At 65.3% G+C, this 22,815-nt stretch carries 16 protein-coding genes; 7 read left to right on the top strand and 9 right to left on the bottom strand.

The annotated features are described in order from the left end of the window. Nucleotides 1–12 precede the first annotated feature (12 nt). Both ACXJ16_RS20085 and ACXJ16_RS20080 read right to left on the bottom strand, forming a co-directional pair. Nucleotides 13–288, bottom strand: a complete 276-nt coding sequence (locus ACXJ16_RS20085) for a metal/formaldehyde-sensitive transcriptional repressor (RefSeq protein ID WP_054441961.1) — start codon at nt 286–288, stop codon at nt 13–15. A 210-nt stretch (nt 289–498) separates the two neighbouring features. Next, nucleotides 499–2,676, bottom strand: a complete 2,178-nt coding sequence (locus tag ACXJ16_RS20080) for a TonB-dependent receptor (protein ID WP_463923144.1) — start codon at nt 2,674–2,676, stop codon at nt 499–501. 375 nt (nt 2,677–3,051) lie between these two features. Here ACXJ16_RS20080 and ACXJ16_RS20075 point away from each other — a divergent pair, with 375 nt between their 5' ends. Together ACXJ16_RS20075 and ACXJ16_RS20070 are read left to right on the top strand one after the other, a co-directional pair. Then, nucleotides 3,052–5,208: an acetate--CoA ligase family protein gene (locus ACXJ16_RS20075; RefSeq protein ID WP_463923143.1), complete on the top strand. Its 2,157-nt coding sequence runs from the start codon at nt 3,052–3,054 to the stop codon at nt 5,206–5,208. After that, entirely contained in the window at nt 5,205–6,950 is a 1,746-nt protein-coding gene (locus tag ACXJ16_RS20070) for an acyl-CoA dehydrogenase (RefSeq protein ID WP_463923142.1), read from the top strand. The genes ACXJ16_RS20075 and ACXJ16_RS20070 overlap by 4 nt, the downstream gene beginning before the upstream one ends. 34 nt (nt 6,951–6,984) lie before the next feature. On the opposite strand, the gene ACXJ16_RS20065 is transcribed toward ACXJ16_RS20070, so the two are convergent. Then, the gene (locus ACXJ16_RS20065) at nt 6,985–7,740 is read right to left on the bottom strand and encodes an SDR family NAD(P)-dependent oxidoreductase (RefSeq protein ID WP_463923141.1); all 756 of its coding nucleotides are present in this window, start codon (nt 7,738–7,740) and stop codon (nt 6,985–6,987) included. A 207-nt stretch (nt 7,741–7,947) separates the two neighbouring features. On the opposite strand from ACXJ16_RS20065, the gene ACXJ16_RS20060 reads away from it, so the two are divergent. The 4 genes from ACXJ16_RS20060 to ACXJ16_RS20045 all read left to right on the top strand — a co-directional run bounded on the left by ACXJ16_RS20060 (nt 7,948) and on the right by ACXJ16_RS20045 (nt 13,266). Next, nucleotides 7,948–9,495 carry an SDR family oxidoreductase gene (locus tag ACXJ16_RS20060; RefSeq protein ID WP_463923140.1) on the top strand — a complete coding sequence of 516 codons (1,548 nt, stop codon included), beginning with the start codon at nt 7,948–7,950 and terminating at the stop codon, nt 9,493–9,495. A gap of 103 nt (nt 9,496–9,598) precedes the next feature. Beyond that, nucleotides 9,599–10,357 carry an enoyl-CoA hydratase/isomerase family protein gene (locus tag ACXJ16_RS20055; RefSeq protein ID WP_054441958.1) on the top strand — a complete coding sequence of 253 codons (759 nt, stop codon included), beginning with the start codon at nt 9,599–9,601 and terminating at the stop codon, nt 10,355–10,357. Nucleotides 10,358–10,412: 55 nt separating this feature from the next. After that, nucleotides 10,413–11,738, top strand: a complete 1,326-nt coding sequence (locus tag ACXJ16_RS20050; protein ID WP_463923139.1) for an MFS transporter — start codon at nt 10,413–10,415, stop codon at nt 11,736–11,738. 73 nt (nt 11,739–11,811) lie between these two features. Next, nucleotides 11,812–13,266 carry a sensor histidine kinase gene (locus ACXJ16_RS20045; RefSeq protein ID WP_463923138.1) on the top strand — a complete coding sequence of 485 codons (1,455 nt, stop codon included), beginning with the start codon at nt 11,812–11,814 and terminating at the stop codon, nt 13,264–13,266. 74 nt (nt 13,267–13,340) lie between these two features. Here the strand turns inward: ACXJ16_RS20045 and fumC are convergent, their stop codons facing one another. The 6 genes from fumC to ACXJ16_RS20015 all read right to left on the bottom strand — a co-directional run bounded on the left by fumC (nt 13,341) and on the right by ACXJ16_RS20015 (nt 21,323). Continuing rightward, a complete protein-coding gene (fumC, locus tag ACXJ16_RS20040) occupies nt 13,341–14,720 on the bottom strand; it encodes a class II fumarate hydratase (RefSeq protein ID WP_463923137.1) in 1,380 nt (459 codons plus the stop codon). A 101-nt stretch (nt 14,721–14,821) separates the two neighbouring features. Further along, entirely contained in the window at nt 14,822–15,253 is a 432-nt protein-coding gene (locus ACXJ16_RS20035; protein ID WP_463923136.1) for an acyl-CoA thioesterase, read from the bottom strand. Further along, nucleotides 15,250–16,398 (bottom strand): iron-containing alcohol dehydrogenase, encoded by a 1,149-nt coding sequence (locus tag ACXJ16_RS20030; RefSeq protein ID WP_463923135.1) that lies wholly within the window; start codon nt 16,396–16,398, stop codon nt 15,250–15,252. The genes ACXJ16_RS20035 and ACXJ16_RS20030 overlap by 4 nt, the downstream gene beginning before the upstream one ends. Continuing rightward, nucleotides 16,395–18,425: a 3-hydroxyacyl-CoA dehydrogenase NAD-binding domain-containing protein gene (locus ACXJ16_RS20025; RefSeq protein ID WP_463923134.1), complete on the bottom strand. Its 2,031-nt coding sequence runs from the start codon at nt 18,423–18,425 to the stop codon at nt 16,395–16,397. Before ACXJ16_RS20025 ends, ACXJ16_RS20030 begins: the two co-directional genes overlap by 4 nt. A gap of 49 nt (nt 18,426–18,474) precedes the next feature. Then, nucleotides 18,475–19,245 carry an enoyl-CoA hydratase/isomerase family protein gene (locus ACXJ16_RS20020; RefSeq protein WP_463923133.1) on the bottom strand — a complete coding sequence of 257 codons (771 nt, stop codon included), beginning with the start codon at nt 19,243–19,245 and terminating at the stop codon, nt 18,475–18,477. Nucleotides 19,246–19,331: 86 nt separating this feature from the next. Further along, the gene (locus tag ACXJ16_RS20015) at nt 19,332–21,323 is read right to left on the bottom strand and encodes an alkyl/aryl-sulfatase (RefSeq protein ID WP_463923132.1); all 1,992 of its coding nucleotides are present in this window, start codon (nt 21,321–21,323) and stop codon (nt 19,332–19,334) included. A gap of 223 nt (nt 21,324–21,546) precedes the next feature. Between ACXJ16_RS20015 and pcaF the strand changes: the two genes are divergently transcribed. Then, the gene (gene pcaF / locus ACXJ16_RS20010) at nt 21,547–22,758 is read left to right on the top strand and encodes a 3-oxoadipyl-CoA thiolase (protein WP_463923131.1); all 1,212 of its coding nucleotides are present in this window, start codon (nt 21,547–21,549) and stop codon (nt 22,756–22,758) included. Nucleotides 22,759–22,815 lie beyond the last annotated feature (57 nt).

The following is a 22,815-nucleotide window of genomic DNA, read 5'->3' as shown; positions in this document are numbered from 1 at the left end:
GCGCAGCGCCTTCTACTTGGCATAGCGGCGGATCGCCGCGATCAGGGCTTCCGCGCCTTCTTCTCGTTCGTCCTGCGTCAGGTCCGGGGCTGCGACGTGCGCCTTCACATGATCGGCGATCAGTTCGTCGATGAGACCATTGATCGCGCCGCGTACTGCTGCGGCCAGGTGAAGCGTCTTCGCGCAGTCTTCCCCGCCGACGAGCGCACGCTCGACGGCCTGGAGCTGCCCGATGAGGCGGCGGACGCGCATGACGAGCGCGTCGTTGTTTTCGGTCAAGTGAGCCATAGGATACCCCCCTATGGTATATTGAAGTCTGGCGCAAGAAGTGCTGCGCACTCGCGCCAGTGTCGCTTGCGGGTCAGGGGGGCAGCAAAAAGAGGACCGGCGGGCATAAAAGGTGGGTTGGTGCCCGCCGGCCCCTCAGGCACTGTCCGGGATGTGCGGAGAGATGCTCTCCCGGACAGTCTCCAAGTGGATTGGGAAGTTCCGGATTGCCTAGAACTTCGCGGCCAGTTCGATGCCGTAGACGCGGCCCTTGTTGAGCGGGGCGAAGGTCGATCCGGCGAAGAACGGCAACGGGGCCTCGGTGCCGTAAGTCGCCTCGTTCAGCAGATTGGTGGCATAGGCGGAGATGCTGTAACCGCCATGGCGCAAGGTCAGGTTGGCATCGACCATGGTGGCGCCGCGCAGCAGGCCGGTGTTGGCGTCGTTGTACCAGTCGGCATCGCGGTGGTTGGCGCTGACGCGGGCATCGACGCCGAACTGGTCGAAATCATGGCTCCATGCCAGCGTGCCGCCATAAGTCCACGGTGCGAGACGCGGCAGCTTCAGCCCGTAGTCGACGTCGTTGATGACGCCGTCGTTGTTCAGGTCGTAGATGATCTTGGTGTATTTGCCTTCGGTATAGCCGAACTGGCCGCTCAGGGTGAAACCGGCGCCCGGGCGCAGCGTCACTTCGCCTTCCACGCCGCGGATGCGGGCATTGGCCGAGTTGGTGATGATCTGCGCCGTGCCGCTGCCCAGAACCGGGGTCTGGATTTCGCGCTGGACGCCGTCGATCTTGTTCCAGAAACCGGCAACGTTCACGCGCAGGATGCCGCCGATATCCTTCTTCATGCCGATTTCGTAGGAGTTCTGCACTTCGTCATCGAACGGTCCCGGATCGACGGCCGGGTTGACGTTGCGGAAGTTGTAGCCGCCGCTGCGGAAACCCTTGGCCCAGAAGGCATAGACCTGGGTTTCGGGATCAGGCTGCCATTGCAGGCCGACACGCGGCGTCAGGCCCTTCCAGGTGTTCTTTCCGTGGAAGGTGAAGTCGCAGGTCTGCGCTTCGTAATCGCAGCCCGTCGCGGTGAGGTTGGCGACCTTCACGGACTTGGTCTCGCTGGAATAGCGGGCGCCGAGGTTCAGCGTCAGGCTGTCGGTGAAGTGCCAGTCCACCGCGCCGAATGCGCCGTAGGTATCCTGGTTCTGGATGCCGCCGCCCGAAAGGGTGCGCGTGCCGCCCGAAAGCGTGCGCTGTTCGATGTAGGCGATGCGCTGGGTGAAGAAATAAAGTCCGGTCGTTACGTCCACTCTGCCGAAAGTTCCGGCATAGCGAAGCTCGTCGCTCATCTGTTTCTGGTGCGTGGTGTTACCCGAATGGAAACTGTGCACCGGTGAAGCGTCGATATCGTTGGCCACGTTCGAGTTGTACTCGCGGTAGGCCATGATGTTGGTGATCTTGCCGTTGCCGAAATCGGTATCGATGTTCGTTTCGTTCGAGGCCATGTGCCAGTAGTTGTGCGCGAAGCCTTCTTCGTCGAGGTTCACGCGGAAGCTCTTGACCGGGTAGAGCCCATGGTTGGTCGCCACGGCGCCATCGCCGTCATATTTGCCGTATTCGTAACGGAAGATGCTTTCGAACCCGTCGATCGGCGTGAAGCGCAGGGCCGGACGCACGATGAGGGTGCGGTTCTTGCCGAGGTGGTCGTTGCCGTTGAAATCGTTGTGGAAGTAGCCCTCGTCCTTGTCATAGTAGACGGCGAGCTTGGCCGAGATCTTGTCCTGCACGATCGGGCCGGTGATCGTCCCGCTGACCTTGTATTCCGGCCCTGACGAAACCGAGGCCTTGAAGTCGGCGGCGAAGTGATCCTTGGGAACGGTGGTGCGCACGACCACGGCGCCGCCGGTGACGTTGCGACCGAACAGCAGCCCCTGCGGGCCGCGTAGCACTTCAAGCCCTTCGATATCGAAGTTGCCGAAGACGACGCCCGCGCTCACGCCGAGGTAGACGCCGTCGATGAACACGCGGACAGTGGGGTCGATCGAGGGGATCGAGCTGTTGATGCCCAGGCCGCGGATCGAGAAGTTGGCGTAGCCGGGGGTGGTGCCGATCTGGCTGAGCTGGACGTTCGGCATCGAGTAGCTGAGGCTCTGGAACGTCTGGAAGTGCTGTTCCTCAAGCTGCGCCGCGCCAAATGCGGTGACCGCGAAGGGGACGTCCTGCACGTTGGATGCCTGGCCCCGCTTGGTGGCGGTAACGACGATGGTATCAAGGCCGCCGTTGTTCGATTCCTGCGCCGTGTCCGCCTGCGGCGCGGCGTCTTGCGCCAGCGCGGCAGAGGCGTGGCACAGCACGAGCCCGGCGCTCGTTGCCAAGAGCCCAGCCTTGATGGTCCTGGAGATGTTCACTCAGCGATCCTCCCAAAATCCCGGCGCGTCGCGCCTTCATGTTCTTTTTTGTCTCGTGCGGCCCGTTGTTGCGGGTGCCGCCTCCGTTTCAGACGCCCAAGGCATCCCTGCTGATGGCGTCCGGTTCAATTCGGAGCCGGGTTTCGAGGGGGATTATCACAAGGCTGATATCGATTTCAGCGGCGCCGCGCGGTCGCTATCACAAATGGGAAACAGGGGAAGTGGGGCGATGCATATCGTCCCGCGTCTGCACGGATCGCCCAGCCATATCACGGATATGAAACATGCGGCCCCGCCGGCCGATCGGTATCGGGCGTGCCGGCCCCGTGCCACGGCTCTTGCGTGAAAAAGCCTGAACCATCGGAAGAGGTGATCGTGACGACCAGCGGCCAAGCCACCCTGTCCCAGCCTGAACAACCGGCAGCCATCGGCGCATCGCGCGGCGGGCTCGACGCGCTTTTCGCGCCGCGTTCGATCGCACTGGTCGGCGCGTCCGACGATGCCGCGCGTATCGGCGGGCGGCCGCTCAAGTACCTCCGCGCGAGCGGGTTCTCCGGCCCGGTCTATCCCGTCAATCCCAAGCGCGAAACGGTGCAGGGCGAGCCGGCCTACGCTTCGCTTTCGGCCTTGCCGGAAGCGCCGGACCTTGCCCTGCTGGCCGTCCCGGCCGCGGCTACGCGGCAGGCGGTGGAAGATTGCGTGGCGGCAGGCGTGAAGGCGGCGATCGTCTTCGCGGCGGGATTTGCCGAAATGGGTGAGGAAGGACGGGCCGAGCAGGCGCGGATAGTGGACATAGCGCGGGCAGGGGGGCTGCGGCTGCTGGGTCCGAACTGCCTTGGCGCGGCCGATTCCTCGATCGGTTATTACGGCACCTTCTCGGTCATGCTCGATGACGGTTTCCTGGAGCCGGGCCCGGTTGCCATCGTTTCGCAGAGCGGCGCCTATGGTTCGCATATCGCGCAGCTTGCGCGGTCTCGCGGGCTGGGCATCAGGCACTGGATCACCACCGGGAACGAGTGCGACGTGGACATGGCGGAAGCCCTGCGCTGGGTGGTGGACCGCGAGGGCGTGAAAGTGGTCATGGCCTATGCCGAGGGCGTGCGGAACCGCGCCCTGTTCTTCGAGGCGCTGGATGTGGCGCGTCGGCGCGGTATCGGCGTGGTGCTGCTCAAGGTCGGCCGTTCGGAAGTCGGCGCTCATGCCGTCGGCAGCCATACCGCTGCTCTGGCGGGGTCGGACGCGGTCTTCGATGCAATCTGCCGCCAGTTCGGCGCCCACCGTGCCCGCAGCACTGCAGAGCAGATCGACGTTGCCTATGCCCTTGCCCGGGCCGGGGTGCCGGAAGGCGACAAGCTGGGCATCTTTTCGATGTCGGGCGGGCTGGGTATCCAGATGGCGGACGACGCGGATGAGGCGGGCCTTGCCGTGACCCCCATGCCCGAGGCCGCACAGGCGGAGTTGAAGGCCTTGCTGCCCTATGCCTCGCCGGTAAATCCCATCGACGCGACGGCGCAGGCGATGACCGACTTGCCGTTGATGACCCGTTACATCCGCACGGTGATGGAGCAGGGCGGCTACGATATCTTCGTGGCCGTTCTTGGCACCGCGCCGGCTCTGCCGTCCTATTCGGCGCGCCTGGCCGAAGCGCTGGATGCAGCGGCAACGGGGCATGACGGGATCATCAAGGCCGTCACCATGTCAGCCCCGCAGGATGTCGTACGCCGTTATGAGGAGCGTGGTTTCCTCGTGTTTGAGGACAGCGTGGCGCTGACCCGCGCGCTGGGAGCGCTTGTGCACTTCCGGCGGAGTTTTACCCGGGCGGCCAGCCATGCAGAGCCTGTTCCCCCGCTGCCCTCGCCAGTAGAAGCCAGAGGCGCGCTCTCCGAACATGGCGCGAAACGGGTGCTGGCGGCAGCCGGGATGACATTCCCCGATGAACGGCTTGCCGGCGATGCGGAAGACGCCGTGATCGCGGCGCGGGCGATCGGTTTTCCCGTCGTGCTCAAGATCTGTTCGCCCGACATCGCGCACAAGACCGAAGTCGGCGGTGTGGCGGTGAACGTGAAGGACGAAGCCGCCGTTCGAGAGGCTGCCAGCCTGTTGATCGAAAGGGCAAGGGCAGCCATGCCGGGAGCGCGGATAGAGGGCGTTCTGGTGGCGCCGATGATTGCGGGCGGCGTGGAAGTGATCGCCGGTGTCAGCCTGGACCCGACGCTCGGTCCGGTCGTCATGTTCGGTCTGGGCGGTATCCTCGTCGAAGTGCTCAAGGATGTTTCGTTCCGTGCCGTGCCGTTTTCCGCGGATGAGGCGAGGCGGATGATTGCCGAAACCAATGCCGGCAAGGTGTTGCAAGGGGTTCGCGGCGCGCCGCCATCCGATATCGACGCTCTGGCGGAAACGCTGGCGGCGCTTTCGCGATTTGCCGCTGCCAACCAGGACCGGCTTGCCGGGGTCGATATCAATCCTATCAGGGTCATGCCAGTGGGTGAAGGCGTGGTGCCGCTTGATGCGCTGGTGCTGCTCTCGCGATGAGCAGTCGTCTGCTGGACCGCGAGTTCCTCGATTTCCTGCTGCATGATTGGCTGGATATCGGCGAAGTGCTGGCGCAGCCGCGCTTCGCGGCACATGGTCGCGAAACGGTGGATGCGGTGATCGACCTTTCGGAAGAGGTCGCGCGGGAGATCTTCCTGCCGCACTTCAAGGAAGGAGACGCCGAAGAACCCCGGTTCGGACCGGACGGCGTGCAGATTCACCCGCAGGTTGCCGCAGCCTTGGGGGAATATGCCCGGCTCGGCTTCTTCTCCGCCGGTTTCCCGGAGCACCTTGGAGGTCACGGCCTGCCCTTCTTGGCCGCGAGCGCATCCTTTGCCTGGTTCGCCGCCGCCAACATCGCCACATCGTCCTATGCGATGCTGACGGTGGCCAACGCGCGGCTGATCGCATCGTTCGGCAGCCCCGCCCAGGTCGAAGCCTTTGCCCGGCCGCAGATCGAGGGCCGATGGTTCGGCACGATGTGCCTGTCAGAACCGCAGGCGGGGTCCGATCTCGGCGCGGTGCGGACCCGCGCCGAATTCCACGGCGAAGACGGCCTCGGCCGCCGCTACCGCCTGACGGGCTCGAAGATGTGGATTTCCGGCGGTGAGCACGATGCCGCGGACAACATCGTCCATCTCGTGCTTGCGAAGGTCGCGCGGGAGGACGGCTCCTTGCCGGATGGAACGGGCGGCCTGTCGCTGTTCATCGTCCCGCGCGTGCTTCCCGATGGTTCGCGTAACGAGATTGCGGTGGCGGGGCTCAATCACAAGATGGGCTATCGGGCGATCCCGAATTGCCTGCTGGCATTCGGCGAACAGGAAGGTGCGGCCGGCTGGCTGGTCGGCGAGGAGGGGCAGGGCCTGCGCCAGATGTTCATGATGATGAACGAGGCGCGCATATCTGTCGGACTGGGTGCGGCGGCCATCGCGTGCCGGGGCTTCGGCCATGCGCTGGGCTATGCGCAGGAGCGTTTGCAGGGACGCGTGCAGGGCAGCGGGTCAACAGGCGCGGTTCCCATCATCGCGCATGCCGACGTGCGACGGATGTTGCTGGCCCAGAAGAGCTATGCCGAAGGCGCGCTTGCCCTCTGCCTGTTTGCCGCCCGCCTGGTGGACGAGGAACACGATCCCGAAAGCGCCGCTCTGCTTGCCCTGCTGACACCCGTCGTGAAGACCTTTTCGTCGGAGTTCGGGCTGGAGGCCAATGCCCTCGCCATGCAGGTCCATGGTGGCTACGGCTACACGCGGGATTTCGATGTCGAGCAACTCTATCGCGACAATCGCCTGAACCCGATCCACGAAGGAACGACCGGCATCCAGGCGCTTGACCTGCTTGGCCGGAAACTGCTGCGTGGCCGAGAAGGCGCGGCGGTGCTGAAGGCCCGCATCGCCGCAACCGCCCGGGCTGCCGGCAAACTGCCTGAACTGGCGACGATGGGCGATGCGCTGTCGGCGGCATGGCATGCGATCGAGGCGGCGCTCGATGTGCTGCGCACGATGCCGCAGGAGCAGGCCCTGGCACGGGCGACGCCGTTTCTCCATGCATTCGGGCACGGCGTTGTCGGATGGGTATGGCTGGATCTTGCGATAGCCGCGCGCGCGGCCTCGCCGCGTCTGCAGGGCGGTACGCTGGCGGCCTGCCGGTATTTCTTCGATTGCGAGATACCGCGCATCGCCGCATGGCTCGCGCCTTGCACGGCTTCGTCGGATCTGTTCGCGGTGGAGGCCGACTGGCTTTGACGGTGCGGGGCGGCCAAAGCCGCCCCATTTCGCGTCAGAGAATGCCGTTGGCCAGGCCTCCGTCCACGGTAATCATCTGTCCGTTGACGAAGGCGGATTCCTCGGATGCCAGCCACAGTGCGGTATTGGCGATATCCTCCACTTCGCCCAATCGTCCGAGCGGAATGCGCGCGGCGCGTTCGGCCAGCGCTTCTGCATCCAGCATCGACTTGACCCCTTCGGTCGCCACGGTGGCAGGCGCGATGGCGTTCACCCGGATGCCTTGAGCACCCAGCTCGACCGCAGCGGCACGCGTCAATCCGCCGACGCCCGCCTTGATGCCGCAATAGAGCAATGCGTTCTTCATGCCCTTGAGCGCCGAGACCGAGGCGATGTTGATGATGGAGCCGCCCTTCGCGCTCATGTGCGGCGCGGCAGCCTGGATCATCCAGACGATCCCGTCGAACCCGACGCCGGACATGCGGGCCAGCGTCTCGGGAGCGATATCCGCTATCGGTTCATAGCGGTTCCACATCGCGCTGCTCACCACCACGTCGAGGCCGCCCAGCTCGTTCACGGTGCGGCTGACGGCGGCTTGTACCGCCTCGCGATCCGATACGTCACAGCCGACCGCGATGCCGCGTCCGCCGCGTGCGACAATCCCGTCCACCACCGTCTGCGCCCAGTGCTCCTTGAGATCGAGCACGGCAACCGCAGCTCCCTGCGCAGCGTAGAGTTCGGCGATAGCCCGTCCCAAACCGCGCGAGGCGCCGGTTACGAGAGCCACCCGTCCTGAAAGTCTTTCCGACATGATCTTCTCCGTCCTTTCCTCCGGCGCTTAATAGTCGGGGGAGGCGCGGCCAAAGCGCAGCGCAGGGCGGGGCGGCTTATCGCATAGGTGATAGGCGGCAGTGGACGGCACCCGCGATTGAGGGCGTCTCCGGCAAATGCTTGGCCCTTATTTCACGACCGTACCACGAAGCCGGCCCGAGACCGGAAGCCATGGGAGAACGCGCAGATGCCATTGCCATCGAGGATCATCGTCATCACGGGCGCAGGAGCCGGGATCGGCCTTGCCACGGCCCGCCTTTTCGCCTCGCGCGGAGATATCGTGGTGCTGGCGGACCGGGACGAAGGCGCCGTATCTAAGGCGGCGCGGGCGCTGGGGGCGCCGCATTCCGCCCTGGTCATGGATATGGCGGAGGAGAGCAGCATCGTTGCGGGAATCTCGGCGGTTCTCGCGCGGCATGGCCGGGTGGACGTATTGGTCAACAATGCCGGGATCGTTGATCCGGAAGGCCGGTCCGCGCTTGATATCGACATGGCAACCGCCGAGCGCCTCCTGCGGGTCAACCTGACCGGAAGCTATCTCGCCGCGCGTGAAGCGGGCCGGGCCATGTTGCGGCAGGGAGAGGGTTGCATCATCAATCTCTCTTCGCTGATTGCGTTCCTGACGATCCCCGGGCGCGCTGCCTATGCCATGTCGAAGTCGGCATTGCTGGGCTTCACCCGGGCGCTGGCGTGCGAGTGGGCGCATGGCGGCGTGCGCGTCAACGCGGTGCTCCCGGGCTATGTCGAGACCGAGATCGTCGCCTCTCTGGTGGCGGAAGGCAAGGTCGATACCTCGGCGGTGGCGCGGCGGGTGCCGCTGGGCCGCATGGCCATGCCGGAGGAGATCGGCGAGGCGGTCTACTGGCTGGCGGGAAATCGCTATGTCACCGGCGCAAGCGTGGTCGCCGATGGCGGTTACGGCGTCTACGGCGGTTCCGATGCCGCAGCGACCGGTCCTGCACCGCAAGCTGACCCGCCTTCGCAGCGCGTGGTCGTCATTACAGGGGGCGCGAGGGGCATCGGCGCCGCGACGGCGGATCGCTTCGAAGCCGAAGGCGCCAGGGTCATCGTGCTGGACCGTGACGAGAGCGCTCTTGCCGCGCTGCCGTCCGGGCGCGTGGGCCATGTGCTCGACATTACGGACGGCGAAGCCGTGGAGTCCGCGATCGCCGGGATTGCCGAAAGTCACGGGCGCATCGACGTACTGGTCAACAACGCTGCGATCGCCGACGATTTCCTGCCCACGGTAGACCAGACGCTGGCTGCGTTCGACCTTAGCCTTGCCGTGAACCTCATGGCGCCTTTCCGGTTGGCGCGGGCCGCGGCGAGGGTGATGGCCCGCAATGGTGGCGGCGCAATCGTCAACATGTCCTCGATAGCAGCGCGCGGAGGCTTGCCCCGGCGCAATGCCTATTGCGGCGCGAAGGCCGGGGTGGAAGCGATGACGCGTTCCCTGGCCTGCGAATGGGCGGCGTGCGGCGTGCGGGTGAATGCCGTTGCCCCCGGCTATATCGCGACGCCCGGCGTTTCCGCGCTGGAGGCAGAGGGCAAGCGGTCGCTGCGCCCTGTTCGCCGCCGGGTTCCGCTGGGCCGGCTGGGCGATCCTGCGGAGATCGCCGAGGCTATCGCGTTCCTTGCCGGACCACGTGCGTCCTACCTCACCGGAGCGATCGTGCCGGTGGATGGCGGCTGGTCCGCCTTCGGCGACGCCGGTGATGCGGCCGAGGTCGAGTGAGCCTTCAATCGCATATGGAATTAACCCGCTCCGCAGGTTCGGAAGCGCGACGGAAGGTGGCGTCCTGAGGTCTGATGGCGGGCGGAACAGAGGATGCTGGAAGATGATCAGACTTGAAGTTGCCGACCATGTCGCCGTGGTCACCATGGACAATGCGCCGGTCAATGCCCAGTCGATGGAAATGATCCACGGCCTTGCCGATGCCTTCGACGAGATCAGCGATCGCGACGACGTGCGCGTCGCGGTGTTGACGGGCGCGGGCAAGTGCTTTTCCGCCGGGGCCGATCTCAAGAACCGCCCCGACCTGTCAGCACCGGGTTCGACCTGGAAGCGGAACCGCGCGGTGCGGGAATCCAGCTATGCGATCATCGAATGCAACAAGCCGGTGATCGCCGCCGTCAATGGCCCGGCTCTGGGCGGCGGACTGGGGCTTGCCGCGAGCTGCGACATCATCGTGGCGTCCGAGAATGCGGTGTTCGGGCTGCCTGAGGTCGACGTCGGCTTGATGGGCGGCGGGAAACATGCCGCGCGTATCCTGCCGCATTCGATGGCCCGCCGCATGATGTTGACCGGCTGGCGGGCGCCTGCCGCCGAACTCTACCGGCGCGGTGTGATCGAGGCCTGCCTGCCGCAGGACGAACTGATGCCCTGGGTCATGGACATGGCCCGGACCATCGCTTCGAAGAGCCCGATGGCAACCCGCCTCGCCAAGGATTCCATGCGCACGATCGAGAACATGACCCTGCGCGACGGCTATCGCTACGAGCAGAACAACACCCATAAGCTTTCGAAGTCGGAAGATTCGAAGGAGGCGATTGCCGCCTTCCGGGAAAAGCGCCAGCCGGTGTTCCAGGGCCGCTAGGTCGCCCGAAAACGATAAAGACAAGATGCGGGAGATCGAGGAAATGACAGCGACGATGAAAATCGAAGAGGCGTCGCCAGCGGCATCCGGCCCCAGGACCGCCGGCGCCTACGACTGGTACGTCGTCGCCATTCTCTTCTCGGTTTCGGTGCTCGGCTATATCGACCGGGTGATCCTCAGTTTCCTGGTGGAGGACATCAAGGCCGATCTCTCGCTATCCGATGCGGAACTGGGGGCGGTGACCGGCATGGCCTTCGCCGTGCTTTATGTTTTCGGCGGTGTCTTCATTGGGCGCATGCTCGATCGGGGACGGCGAGTGACAATCCTGGCCGCCTGCATCCTCGTCTGGTCTGTCGCCACGGCGGCGAGCGGCCTCGCCACCGGTTTCGTCACCCTGTTCATTGCCCGCATGTTTGTCGGCGTGGGTGAGGCGGGGCTCAATCCGGCGGCGATCGGCATCATTTCAAGCCGTTTTCCGCAGGACAAGGTGCAGAAGCCGATCGGGCTGTTCACCACCGGGCTCTACGTCGGCGGCGGCATAGCCATGATGCTGGGCGCGCATCTGCTCACCCGGTTTGCCGCAGGCGGGCCATACGATCTGCCCTTCATCGACAGCGCGGAGCCCTGGCGCGTGGTGTTCCTGCTTCTGGCCGTGCCAGGGCTGTTCGTGGCGCTGCTGGTCCAGTCATCCGTCAGGGAAGAGCGTGGCGGCGGACAGCGCGCGGCGCCCGCCAAGGGGGAAGCCCTTGCCTTCGCCCGCGCCAACCGCAAGCTCATCGTGCTGCTGGCGCTCGGCATCGTGTCATGGTCGATGAACAACTACGGGTTGCTGAACTGGTACCCGGCGATGCTCATGCGTTCCTACGAAATGACCCCCGGTCTGGTGGCGACCACATATGGTCCCGCCTTCCTGCTGGGCGGCATCGCAGGGTGCCTTGCGGTTCATCCCTATTACAAGTGGCTGCGCTCCCGCTTCGGCGACAGGGCGGCCTACTACCTCAGCTTCTCGTCGATGGCGGTGCTGGCCGTGACCACGCTGGTCGGCCCGATCGTGCCCACGGTGCAGCTTGCAGTGGCGATGTCCTACGTGAACCTGTTCGTGAGCTCGATATCCGTCGCCTCGATCTTCGTGCTGATCGTTGCGGTGGTGCCGCCCACCTTGCGAGGGCTCTACACCGGGCTGTACATGGCGCTCGTAAATCTCACCGGCGGGGCATTCGGCTCGGTCATGGTCGGATTGCTCACCGATCGCGTCTACGGCGCTCACGGCCTCAATCTCTCGCTGACGACGATGGCGGCGGCCTTCGGACCGCTCGGCGCGCTGTTGATGTACCTTGCCTCGCGGCAAGGCGGCGCCGGTACACGGATCGCAGCCGATTGACTTGGAACCGGGCTCGGCGCAGTGCTTGTCGTCGCGGGGCGCACGGGCTCTTCGTGAAGGCATGGAGCCCTGATTGTCCATCGATTTCGAGGCGCTCTTCGCGCTTTCTCCCAACCCCTACATCGTCGTTGACCGCAATCTCGATATTGCCTGGCTGAACGATGCCTATTCGCGCGCGACCATGCGGAGCCGGGAGGAACTGACCGGCCTGGGCATTTTCGAGGCTTTCCCGAGCGAGCCGGGGTCGGAAAGTCATGAGATGCTAAAGGCTTCCTTCGAGAGGGTCCTTGAAACGGCCAGTGCCGATGAACTGGCCTTTGTTCGTTACGATATACCACGCGCCGATGGCGGAATGGAGCGTCGCTACTGGAGTGCAACCCACACCCCCCTGTTCGGCAGCAACGGGCAGGTGGCGCATATTCTCCAGCACACCGTAGACGTGACCGAACTTCACGGGCTGCGGCAATTGCGGGACGAGAAGCATGTCGTCGAGCGCGCCAGGGCAGTGCAGGCCCGTAATCGCGACCTGGCGGCGGAAAGTCAGCGTCTGAAGACGATGTACGATCAGGCACCGGGCTTCATCGCCATCGTCGATGGGCCGGACCACGTCTTCACTATCGCCAACAATGCCTATCGCCAATTGACGGCGGGCCGTCCGATCATCGGCAAGACGGTGGCGGAAGGTTTGCCGGAAGTTGTGGAGCAGGGGTTCGTCGACCTGCTCGACGAGGTCTATCGTACCGGGATCCCCTATATCGGACGCGGTTCCCGGGTCTCTCTGGAGAGCGAGCGGACCGGACGTTTCGAGGATCGATATCTCGATTTCATCTATCAGCCGATCCTTGATGAGCGAGGTTCGGTCGTACAGATTTTCGTGCAGGGTCAGGACGTTACAGAGCAGTTCGAAGCGGTCGAACGGCAGCAATTGCTGATCGACGAACTTAACCACCGGGTCAAGAACACGCTCGCCATCGTGCAGAGCCTTGCCACCCAGTCCTTCCGCGACCCGAAATCCTTTGCCGACGCGAGACTGGTTTTCGAGGGGCGGCTGCGGGCACTCGCCGTTGCGCACGATTTGTTGACCGAACGAAGCTGGCAACCTGCGGAACTGAGCGTGACGGTGCGCGGCACGGTTGCGGCTGCGGTAGGATCGGCCATCGACCGGGTGCGCATCGATGGCCCGTCGGTGCTGCTCGTGCCGCACGCCTCGGTATCGATGGCGCTGGCCATGCACGAGCTGGCGACCAATGCCGTGAAATACGGCGCGCTGTCGTCGGTCTCGGGGGAAATCGCGATAAACTGGCGAATTCTGGATGAGGAAAACGGCAGAAGGCTGGTGATCGAGTGGCTTGAAAGCGGCGGCCCGATGGTCTCGCCGCCGGTCCGCCGCGGGTTCGGTACCCGTCTGATCGAACGCAGCTTTGCGGCCGACAAGGGCCAGTCGTCGATGGAGTTCGATCCGAAGGGGCTTCGCTGCCGATTTTCGCTCATGCTGCCGCAGGAGCCTGAGGTCGGGGGCAACAGCTGAAACAGGAAGTGGCGGCGCTTTCCTTGAGCGCGCCGCCGCTTCCTGAAGGCTGATAGCCTTAACCGGTCGTTCCTTCAGACCATTGTTTCGGGCCGTACCAGCCGGTCGAAAGTCGCATCGTCCACGAGTTCGAGCTCCAGCGCCGCCTCGCGCAGGGTCTGGCCCTTTGCATGAGCATGTTTGGCGATCTTGGCGGCATTGTCGTAGCCGATCTCGGGCGCAAGCGCGGTCACCAGCATCAGCGAGCGTTCGAGCAGTTCGGAGATACGCGCACGGTTGGGCTCTATCCCGTCCACGCAGCGTTCGGCAAAGCTGGTCATGCCCGTGGCGAGCAGATCGATCGAGCGGATCACCGCCGCGCCAATCATCGGCTTGAACACGTTAAGCTCGAATGCTCCCTGCAGCCCGCCGACGGTAACGGCCTGATGGTTGCCGATGACTTGCGCGGCCACCATCGTCAGCATCTCGCACTGGGTCGGATTGACCTTGCCGGGCATGATCGAACTGCCGGGCTCGTTCGCCGGGAGATCCAGTTCGCCGAGGCCGGAACGCGGGCCTGAACCCAGCAGACGCACATCGTTGGCGATCTTGGTGAGCGCGACGGCGAGGGTGGAGAGTGTGCCGGAAAGCTGGACGAGCGCGTCATTGCTGGCGAGCGCCTCGAATGTATTGGGCGCCTGGACGAAGTTCTTGCCGGTCTGCTCCGCGAGATCGGCGGCGACAGCCAGCCCGAAGCCCTCCGGGGCATTGAGGCCGGTGCCGACCGCCGTACCGCCCTGCGCCAGTCGCAGCACGCCCTTTTCGGCATCGCGGATGCGTTGATAGGCATCGCGAAGCTGCTGCACATAGCCGGAAAATTCCTGCCCGAGGGTGAGCGGGGTGGCATCCTGCAAGTGCGTGCGGCCGATCTTCACGATGTCCTGCCAGCTTTGTGCCTTGGCATCGAGCGACGCGGTAAGCCGGTCCAGCGCGGGCACGAGGTCGTCCTCGATCGACACGACTGCCGCGACATGAAGCGCGGTTGGAAAACTGTCGTTGGAGGACTGTCCGCGATTGACGTGGTCATTGGGATGAACCGGGGACTTGCCGCCGCGCTGGCCGCTGAGGATTTCGTTGGCACGCCCGGCGATGACCTCGTTGACGTTCATGTTGCTCTGGGTACCGCTGCCGGTTTGCCAGATCACGAGCGGGAACTGGTCGTCGAGCTTGCCCTCCACCACCTCCGCAGCGGCGGCCTCGATGGCATCGGCGAGCCCGCCTTCAAGGCCGTGGGCGCGGTTCACCCGTGCCGCTGCCAGTTTGACGCGCGCAAGGGCGCGCACGATCGCAAGAGGCATGCGCTCGCTGGATGCGAAGGGGAAATTCTCGATGCTGCGCTGCGTTTGCGCACCCCAGTAGGCGGCTGCGGGAACTTCGATTTCACCGATGCTGTCGGATTCGCGACGAATATCCATGGCCGCAGCCTACTCCTCGTTGCCGGGCCGGGAACATGGCCCTGAGCCGAGTTAGGAGTTCACTGCAAAGGATGCAACCAATTTGCTTTTGATAATCAATATCAAGTTATCGTTTGAAGCAGCATTCGCCACTCCTCTGGCAAGGGCGCCGGCCTACGACTATCGCGATCGACGTAGACATGCGTGAAATGCCCCTCGGCGGCCGCTGCTCCCGAACCTTCCACGAAGATGCCGAGGTGGTAGGTGACACTGCTCGAACCCAGTCTGGCGACGCGGATGCCGACTTCCAGCTTCTGCGGGAACTGCACCGAAGCGGCGTAGCGGCAGCCGGTTTCGACGACGAGGCCGATCGGATTGCCGTTCTCGACATCGAGCAGGCCTGCCTCGATCAACCATGCGTTCACGGCAGTGTCGAACCACGAATAGTAGACCACATTGTTGACGTGGCCGTAGACGTCGTTGTCGTGCCAGCGCGTGGTGATCGGTGTGAAGTGGCGATAGGTTTCGCGCGGGCGCAAGGGTTCGCGGCTCATAGTGCTGCCTCGTAGAGTTGACGCGCATCGTCAAGCGTGATCGGGAGCGGGTTGTTGCGCAGCAGGCGTTCCTGCAACATGGCGTCGGCGGCAAGCCTGTTGAGATCGGCGCGGGAAACGCCCACTTCGGCCAGACGGGATGGCATTCCTGCCGTTTCGGCCATGTTCCGCAGCGCTTCAAGCAGACCCTGGGCCTGCGCTTGCCCGCCAAGTCCTGCCAGCTCCGGATCGACCAGCGGGCCAAGCTGGGCGTAGAGCGGCAATGCGGCACTCATGTTGAACGCCAGCACATGGGGCAGCATGAGCACGTTGGACAGGCCGTGGGGAACGTGGAACCGGCCTCCGAGAGGATAGGCGAGGGCGTGTACCCCCGCCACCGGGGCATTGGCGAAGGCCACTCCCGCCAGATGCGCGCCGAGCAGCATGGCCTCTCGCGCGGCGATATTGGCGGGCTCGGTACAGGCGATGAGGAGATTGCCTGCGAGCAGGGTCAGCGCCTCCCGGGCCAGCATGTCTGACAGCGGGTTCTTGAGATGCCGCGAGGTATAGGCTTCTATCGCATGGACCATCGCATCCATGCCGGTGGCGGCCGTCACGGCGCTGGGGAGACCGAGCGTCAACGCGGGGTCGAGCACGGCATTTCCTGCCACCAGCGCGGGTGAGGATACGCCCCGCTTCTCGTCGCCGGGCAGGGTTATGATCGAAACCGGCGTGGCTTCGGAACCGGTGCCGGCAGTCGTCGGGATCAGCACCAGCGGCAGGCCGGTGCCGCGTGCATTGCCCACGCCCCAGATCGTGTCGAGGTCATCGCCCGAGCCGAGCAAATAGGCTGCCAGCTTTGCGACATCCATCGGGCTGCCACCGCCGAAACCGACGACACCGGCTGCCGCGATGTCCTGCCCCGCTGCCACGACGGCTTCCAGCGTGGCCCGGGAGGGGTCTGCTTCCACCGCGTCGAAAACCGCGACTGGCCGACCGGAGGTTCTCAGCGCTTCCAGCGCCGGTTCCGCCAGTCCCAGCGACACGATCTGGCGATCGGTGACGAACAGGACCGGGCCGTCGGGCAGCATGTCGGCAACCCGCCTGGCGCTGCCTTCACCGCAGGTCACGCGCGGGCCGTAAGTGAAGCTGAAGGGGGCGCTCATGCGAAGCCTTCCCCGCGCCGGGCAAGGTCGCGCAGCAGGGGCGAGACAGTGAAATCGGCCGGGAGACGGTCTGCGTGGCGGTTAAGCGCCTCGACGATTCTGGCAAGGCCTGTCTCACCGGCCCAGAACATCGGGCCGCCGGTCCAGCGGGGCCAGCCGTAGCCATGGAGCCAGACCACGTCGATATCGGAAGCGCGCTGGGCGATCCTCTCCTCCAGGATTTTTGCCCCCTCATTGACCATCGTGTAGAGCGTGCGCACAACGATTTCCTCGTCTGCAATCTCTCGCGGGACGATGCCCTCGCGCTCGCGAAATTCCTCGATCAGGGCGGTGACGACCGGAGAGTTCGTGCGCTTGCGCTGTTCGTCATAATCATAGAAGCCCGCACCGGTTTTCTGGCCCCAGCGTCCCTGTGCGCAAAGGGCGTCCTTGAGGTTTTCGATCCGGGCGGGATCGCGGTGCCAGCCGATGTCCACCCCGGCGAGGTCGGTCATCTGGAACGGTCCCATGGGCATGCCGAAATCGGTGTGGACTCTGTCCACCTGATCGGGGCTGGCCCCTTCCAGGATAAGGGCCAGGGCATTGTCCTGCCGGGGGATCAGCATGCGATTGCCGATGAAGCCGTAGCAGACCCCCGCAACCACCGGCACTTTCCCGATCCTGCGGCCGAGCGCCATGGCGGTGGCGATCACATCCGGCGCCGTTTTCGCGCCGCGCACCACTTCCACCAGCTTCATCACATTGGCGGGCGAAAAGAAGTGCAGGCCGACCACGTCCTGCGGACGGGAAGTGCTTGCGGCGATTTCGTCCACGTCGAGGTAGGACGTGTTGGATGCGAGGATCGCGCCGGAGCGGGCCACCTTGTCCAGCCGTGCGAAGACCTCTTTCTTCACGTCCATGTTCTCGTAGACCGCCTCGATCACGAGATCGCACTGGGCCAGAGCCTCGAAATCCAGGGTCGGCGAAAGTCGGTCCATCGCCGTCTCGACCTGTTCCGGGGTGAGGCGGCCCTTGGCGGCGCTCGCTTCGTAATTGCGGCGGATCACCCCGGTGCCGCGCTCCAATGCTTCGCCATTGGTCTCGACCATGGTGACGGGGATTCCCGCCGACAGGAAGTTCATGGCGATGCCGCCGCCCATCGTGCCTGCGCCGATGATGCCGACGCGGCCGATCTCGCGCAGGGGCGTGTCCTTGGGCAGATCCTCGATCCGTCCGGCGGAGCGCTCGGCAAAAAAGGCGTGGCGCAGCGCGCGGGACTGGTCACCGGCGACGAGATCGAGGAAGAGGCGGCGCTCCACCGCCATGCCTTCGGCAAATGGTAGCGCGGCGGCGGCCTTCACCGCCTCGACACAGGCGGCCGGGGCATGGAGGCCCTTGAACAGCCGGGGGTTGGCCGCCACGAACGCATCCGCGCTTCCCGCTTCGCCGGAGACTTCGCGCAAGCGGGTAGGGCGCGCGGGCAAGCCGGAAGCGGCCAGTTCGCGGGCGGCCGGAAGCAGTTCCGCGTAATCCGCAACCATGTGATCGACGAGCCCGATCCCGGCCGCCTTGGCCGCTGCGATGGGAGAGCCGGAGACGATCATCCGCAGAGCCTCGTCCAGGCCGACGAGACGGGGCAGACGCTGGGTGCCGCCGGCGCCCGGCAGGATGCCAAGGGTCACTTCCGGCAGGCCCAGCTTCGCCTCTTCAAGGGCAATGCGGTAATGGCAGGCGAGCGCGAGTTCGAGACCGCCGCCCAGCGCGGTGCCGTTGATCGCGGCGATCACCGGTTTGGGACAGGTCTCAATCGCGTCCAGCACATCGGGCAGTTGGGGATCGGCAAGTGGTTTGCCGAACTCGGAAATATCGGCCCCGGCGCTGAACAGTCTGCCCGCGCCGGTCAGGATTATCGCGGTTACCGCATCGTCCGAGGCGGCACGGGCTACCGCTTCGGAAAGACCCGCGCGCACGGAAGCGCCGAGCGCGTTGACCGGCGGATTGTCCAGGGTGATCTCGAGAATGGTGCCGGAAAGGGCCGTGCGGATCATGGGAAACTCCAGAAGGTAAAGAGCGGGGATCGGGGCAGGAAGGAAGGGCTCAGCCGCCGTTGAACCGGGGCGGGCGCTTCTCGCGAAAGGCAGTCACGGCGTCGCGGTGGTCGCCGGTCTGTCCGAGCAGGGGCTGCATCGTGGCTTCGAAGTCTAGAAAGGTCTCGAAGCTCATCGCGGGAGCTGCGGCGAACTGGCGCTTGGCGAGATGAAGCGCGGTGGCGGGCCCATCGGCGATATCGCGCGCGAGTTCCATAGCGCGGTCCATCAGGGCATCTCCCGGCAGGACTTCCATCGCAAGGCCGAGCGCGAGGGCTTCTTCGGCACGGACCTCGCGTCCGGAATAGACGATCTCCCGTGCGCGCATCGGATTGACGGTGCGCAGGAAATACCAGGCGAGGCCCGCATCCGGAGCATAGCCGATGCGGCGGAAAGTGGCGGCGAAGCGTGCTTCTTCACCGGCGAGCACGATATCGGCGGCGAGGGCGAAGCCCCACGCCGCGCCGATGCAAACGCCGTCCACCGCAGCGATCACCGGAGCGCGGAAGCGGGCCACCGCGCGGGCCATGGCATGAAGCAGATGCATCCGGGCCAGGAAGTCCTCGGGGCCGGTGTCTCCCATTTCGCCGATATCCGCGCCGGAGCAGAAGTTGCCTTCGCTCCCGGTAAGGACGACGGCGCGGACGGAACGATCCGCGTCCAGCGCGGCAAAGGCATCGACGAAATCCCGCCGCATCGCCATGGTGAAGGCATTCTTCGCGCGTGGGCGATCGAAGGCGACGATGGCGACCGGGCCGTCGCGGGTGACTGTGATGCTCATGCCCCCCGGCTTAGGCTGCCTGTCCTTTCGGCAGGAGGCCAAGTGCGCGGGGGCGGCCATATTCACGGATATGATGGGGCCTTATGCTAGTTTACAACCTGGGGTGCGGGTGCAACGAGCCCGAAAGTACCCCTGGGCGCCTCGAACAGGCCCAGAAAGGCCTTGAGCCGTCCGGCCCGATCCTCGTCCAGCGGATCGATCGGCGGCTTGTTCGTGATCGCGGCGACGAGCTGGGCGCGGGTCATTTCGAGCCGGGGTGCAGCAGGGACACCCGGGCCGACCGGCTGATGGATCAGCACGCCGCTGCGCACTTCGATGTGCTGCGCTTCCTTCCCGCCATCCAGCGCGAGATCGAGCGTCATCGGCTGCGCGAGGGCGCGTTCCGGGACCAGCCTCACGGCGAGCAGGTTGAGTATCTCGTCCAGCGAAAGTGCGGGGATCGAGCCGGCTACGGAATCGAACCCGGCCTGTTTCACGCCTTCGCGCAGTTCTTTCGCGCCGGAGAGGAAGGCGTTGCGCCACATCGAGCTTGTCGCCTCGTAGCCCTGCTGTTCCAGGCTGTCGGCCAGGGCGAGTTTGGCGGCGCGGTTGTCCGGCTCTGCGAAGACAAGGCGGGAGAGCAATTCCGATGCCCAGCGATAGTCGCCCCCCTCGATGGCCTTGCGTCCTTGCGCCAGCACCGCGTCCGGCCCGCCCATCGCCGCGACATATTTCGGCGCGGCCGCTTGCGGCGGCAGCGGGTTCAGGTTCGCCGGGTTGCCGTCGTACCATCCCATGTAGCGCTGGTAGACCGCCTTGGCGTTGTGGCTGAGGGTTCCATAATAGCCCTGATTGAACCAGCGATCGGCAAGCGGTGGTGGCAGCTTGAGGTTCTCCGCGATTTCCGTGCCGTTCAGGCCCTGGTTCATCATTCTTACCGACTGGTCGTGCAGGTACTTGTACATGTCCCGGTGAGCAGAGAGGTAGTCCAGGATCTTCGCATTGCCCCAATGCGGCCAGAAATGGGAGGTGATGAGCGTATCCGTACCCGCGCCGTAAAGCCGGATGGATCCGGTGAGGTCGTCCGCCCAGGCCTTTGCGTCGCGGACCTGCGCACCTCGCAGGGTCAGGATGTTGTGCAGCGAGGAATTGGCGTTCTCCGCCATGTCCAGCACGCGCAGGCCGGGGAAATAGATCGCCATCTCCGCAGGGGCCTCGGTATTGGGCATGTACTGAAATTCGAGCTGCACGCCATCGATCGTCGCGGTTTCGCCGGTCTTGTGGATTTCGCGCGTGGGCGGGAGCATCCGGACCGTGCCGGTCGCCATGCCGAGGCGGTTGAAGGCCGGGCCGATGCCGTCGCTCACGTCGGCTCTGGCGCCGGTTCCCAGCAGGTGGCCGAAGGCATATGTGGCGCGGCGGCTCATGGCCGGGCCTGCGATCACGTTTTCGGAGATCGCTTCCTTGAGAAACCCGCCGGGCGCGATGATCGGCACTTTCCGGCGCGCGGCTTCTTCGGCGCCGATGACACCCGCAGCGCCGCCGAAATGGTCGATATGGCTATGGGTGTAGATCACCGCGACGACCGGCCGGTCGCCGAGCTTTGCGCGCACGAGGTCCATCGCCGCCTTCGCGCTTTCCACGGTGGTGAGGGTGTCGACGACGATATAGCCGGTCTTCCCCAGCACCACGGTCAGGTTGGCGAGTTCGATCCCGCGCACCTGATAGACGCGGTCCGTCACCTTGAAGAGCCCCGATTGCGACAGGAGCTGCGCGTTGCGCCAGAGGCTGGGATTGACGCTGTCCGGGCGCGGGCCCTTGAACATGTCGAGTTCGGAGAGATCGCGGATCCTGCGGCCGTCTTCCTTCGCGATCACTCTGCCGGGAATGCCCGCGATGAACCCGCGGCTGGCAAGTTCGAAATCCTCCCTGTCGTTCCACGGCAACCGGGATGTGGTTTCCTCGAAGTAGCGCAAGGTGGCGGGCGAGGCGGGTTTCGATTCGGCGGTGCCGGCGTCCTGCGCATGAGCGGTTCCGGCGGCGAAAGCGGCGAGGGAGATCGCGGCGACTACCGCTTTCGAATGTATGCGACGGGTCATGGGCATCCTCTTTGCGACCGGCGCCGGGTGTCGTTCCCCGGCCAGACAGCCGCCGCACTGTCCTCGCGGGCCGGCCACCGGCAAACCCCGCGAGGACGGTCACGGCGTAATTCCCGGTTGTGATAATGTTTCCGGCGCTCCCGCGTAAGGGGCCGGGGCGAAGGGCGGGTTGCTAGGAGGAGCGGGACCGGATCACCCCGACCCGGGCCGAGGAACCTGCGCCATGACCAGCCATGCCTTCATCTGCGATGCCGTCCGCACCCCGATCGGGCGCTACGGCGGTGGGCTTGCGGCTGTTCGTGCGGACGACCTGGGCGCGGTGCCGCTGCGAGCCTTGCTCGCGCGCAATCCCGGGCTCGATCCGGCCGCAATCGAGGAAGTGTTCTACGGCTGTGCCAACCAGTCGGGCGAAGACAATCGCAATGTCGCGCGGATGAGCCTGCTGCTGGCGGGCCTGCCGGTGTCCGTCCCCGGAGTGACCGTCAACCGGCTCTGCGCTTCCGGTCTCGAGGCGGTGGGGGCCGCTGCACGCGCGGTGCGGACCGGGGAGATGGAACTGGCTGTCGCCGGAGGGGTAGAGAGCATGACCCGCGCACCGTTCGTCATGGGCAAGGCCGAAGGCGCGTTCGGCCGTAACCAGAAGATCGAGGATACGACGATGGGCTGGCGCTTCGTCAATCCCGCGCTCGATGCGCTTCACGGGACCGAAACGATGCCCCGCACCGGTGAGAACGTGGCGCAGCAGTTCGGGATTTCCCGCGCGGATCAGGACGCTTTCGCGCTGCGGAGCCAGAAGCGCGCCGCTGCCGCGCAGGCCGCTAATCGCCTTGCGGCGGAAATCGTGCCGGTCACGGTGCCGGGGCGCAAGCGGGGGGAAAGCGTGGAGATCGCTGCTGACGAGCATCCCCGCGCCGATGCCACGGCTGAGGTGCTGGCCGGGCTGAAGCCGCTGTTCGGCCCGGAGGGCACGGTTACCGCAGGCAATGCTTCCGGCATCAACGACGGCGCGGCGGCGCTGGTCATTGCCGGGGAGGCTGCGGCGAAGCGCCATGGTCTGGTGCCGCGCCTGCGCATTTTGGGCATGGCCTCTGCCGGGGTGGAGCCGCGTGTGATGGGCATCGGTCCGGTTCCGGCGACCCGCAAGCTGATGGCGCAACTGGGCCTTTCCATCGCCGATTTCGACGCGATAGAGCTGAACGAGGCTTTCGCCAGCCAGTCGCTCGCGGTGCTGCGCGCGCTTGGCCTGCCTGACGATGCGCCGCATGTGAATGCCGATGGCGGCGCCATCGCTCTCGGCCATCCGCTTGGCATGTCGGGCGCGCGTCTCGCGCTGACGCTGGCGCGGCAACTGGAGGCCGGCGGCGGCAGGCTGGGTCTGGCAACCTTGTGCATCGGCGTGGGCATGGGACTGGCGCTGGCTGTCGAACGCGTTTGACCGCTGCGGCATGGTTGCGCCGGTGGAGCTGCATTGCTATCTAAAATAGCTAAGTTC

It is taken from the genome of Novosphingobium sp. TK71 (assembly GCF_055361505.1).
The sequence above is the reverse complement of the archived record's forward strand: the minus strand, read 5'-3'. Positions and strand labels throughout refer to the sequence as shown.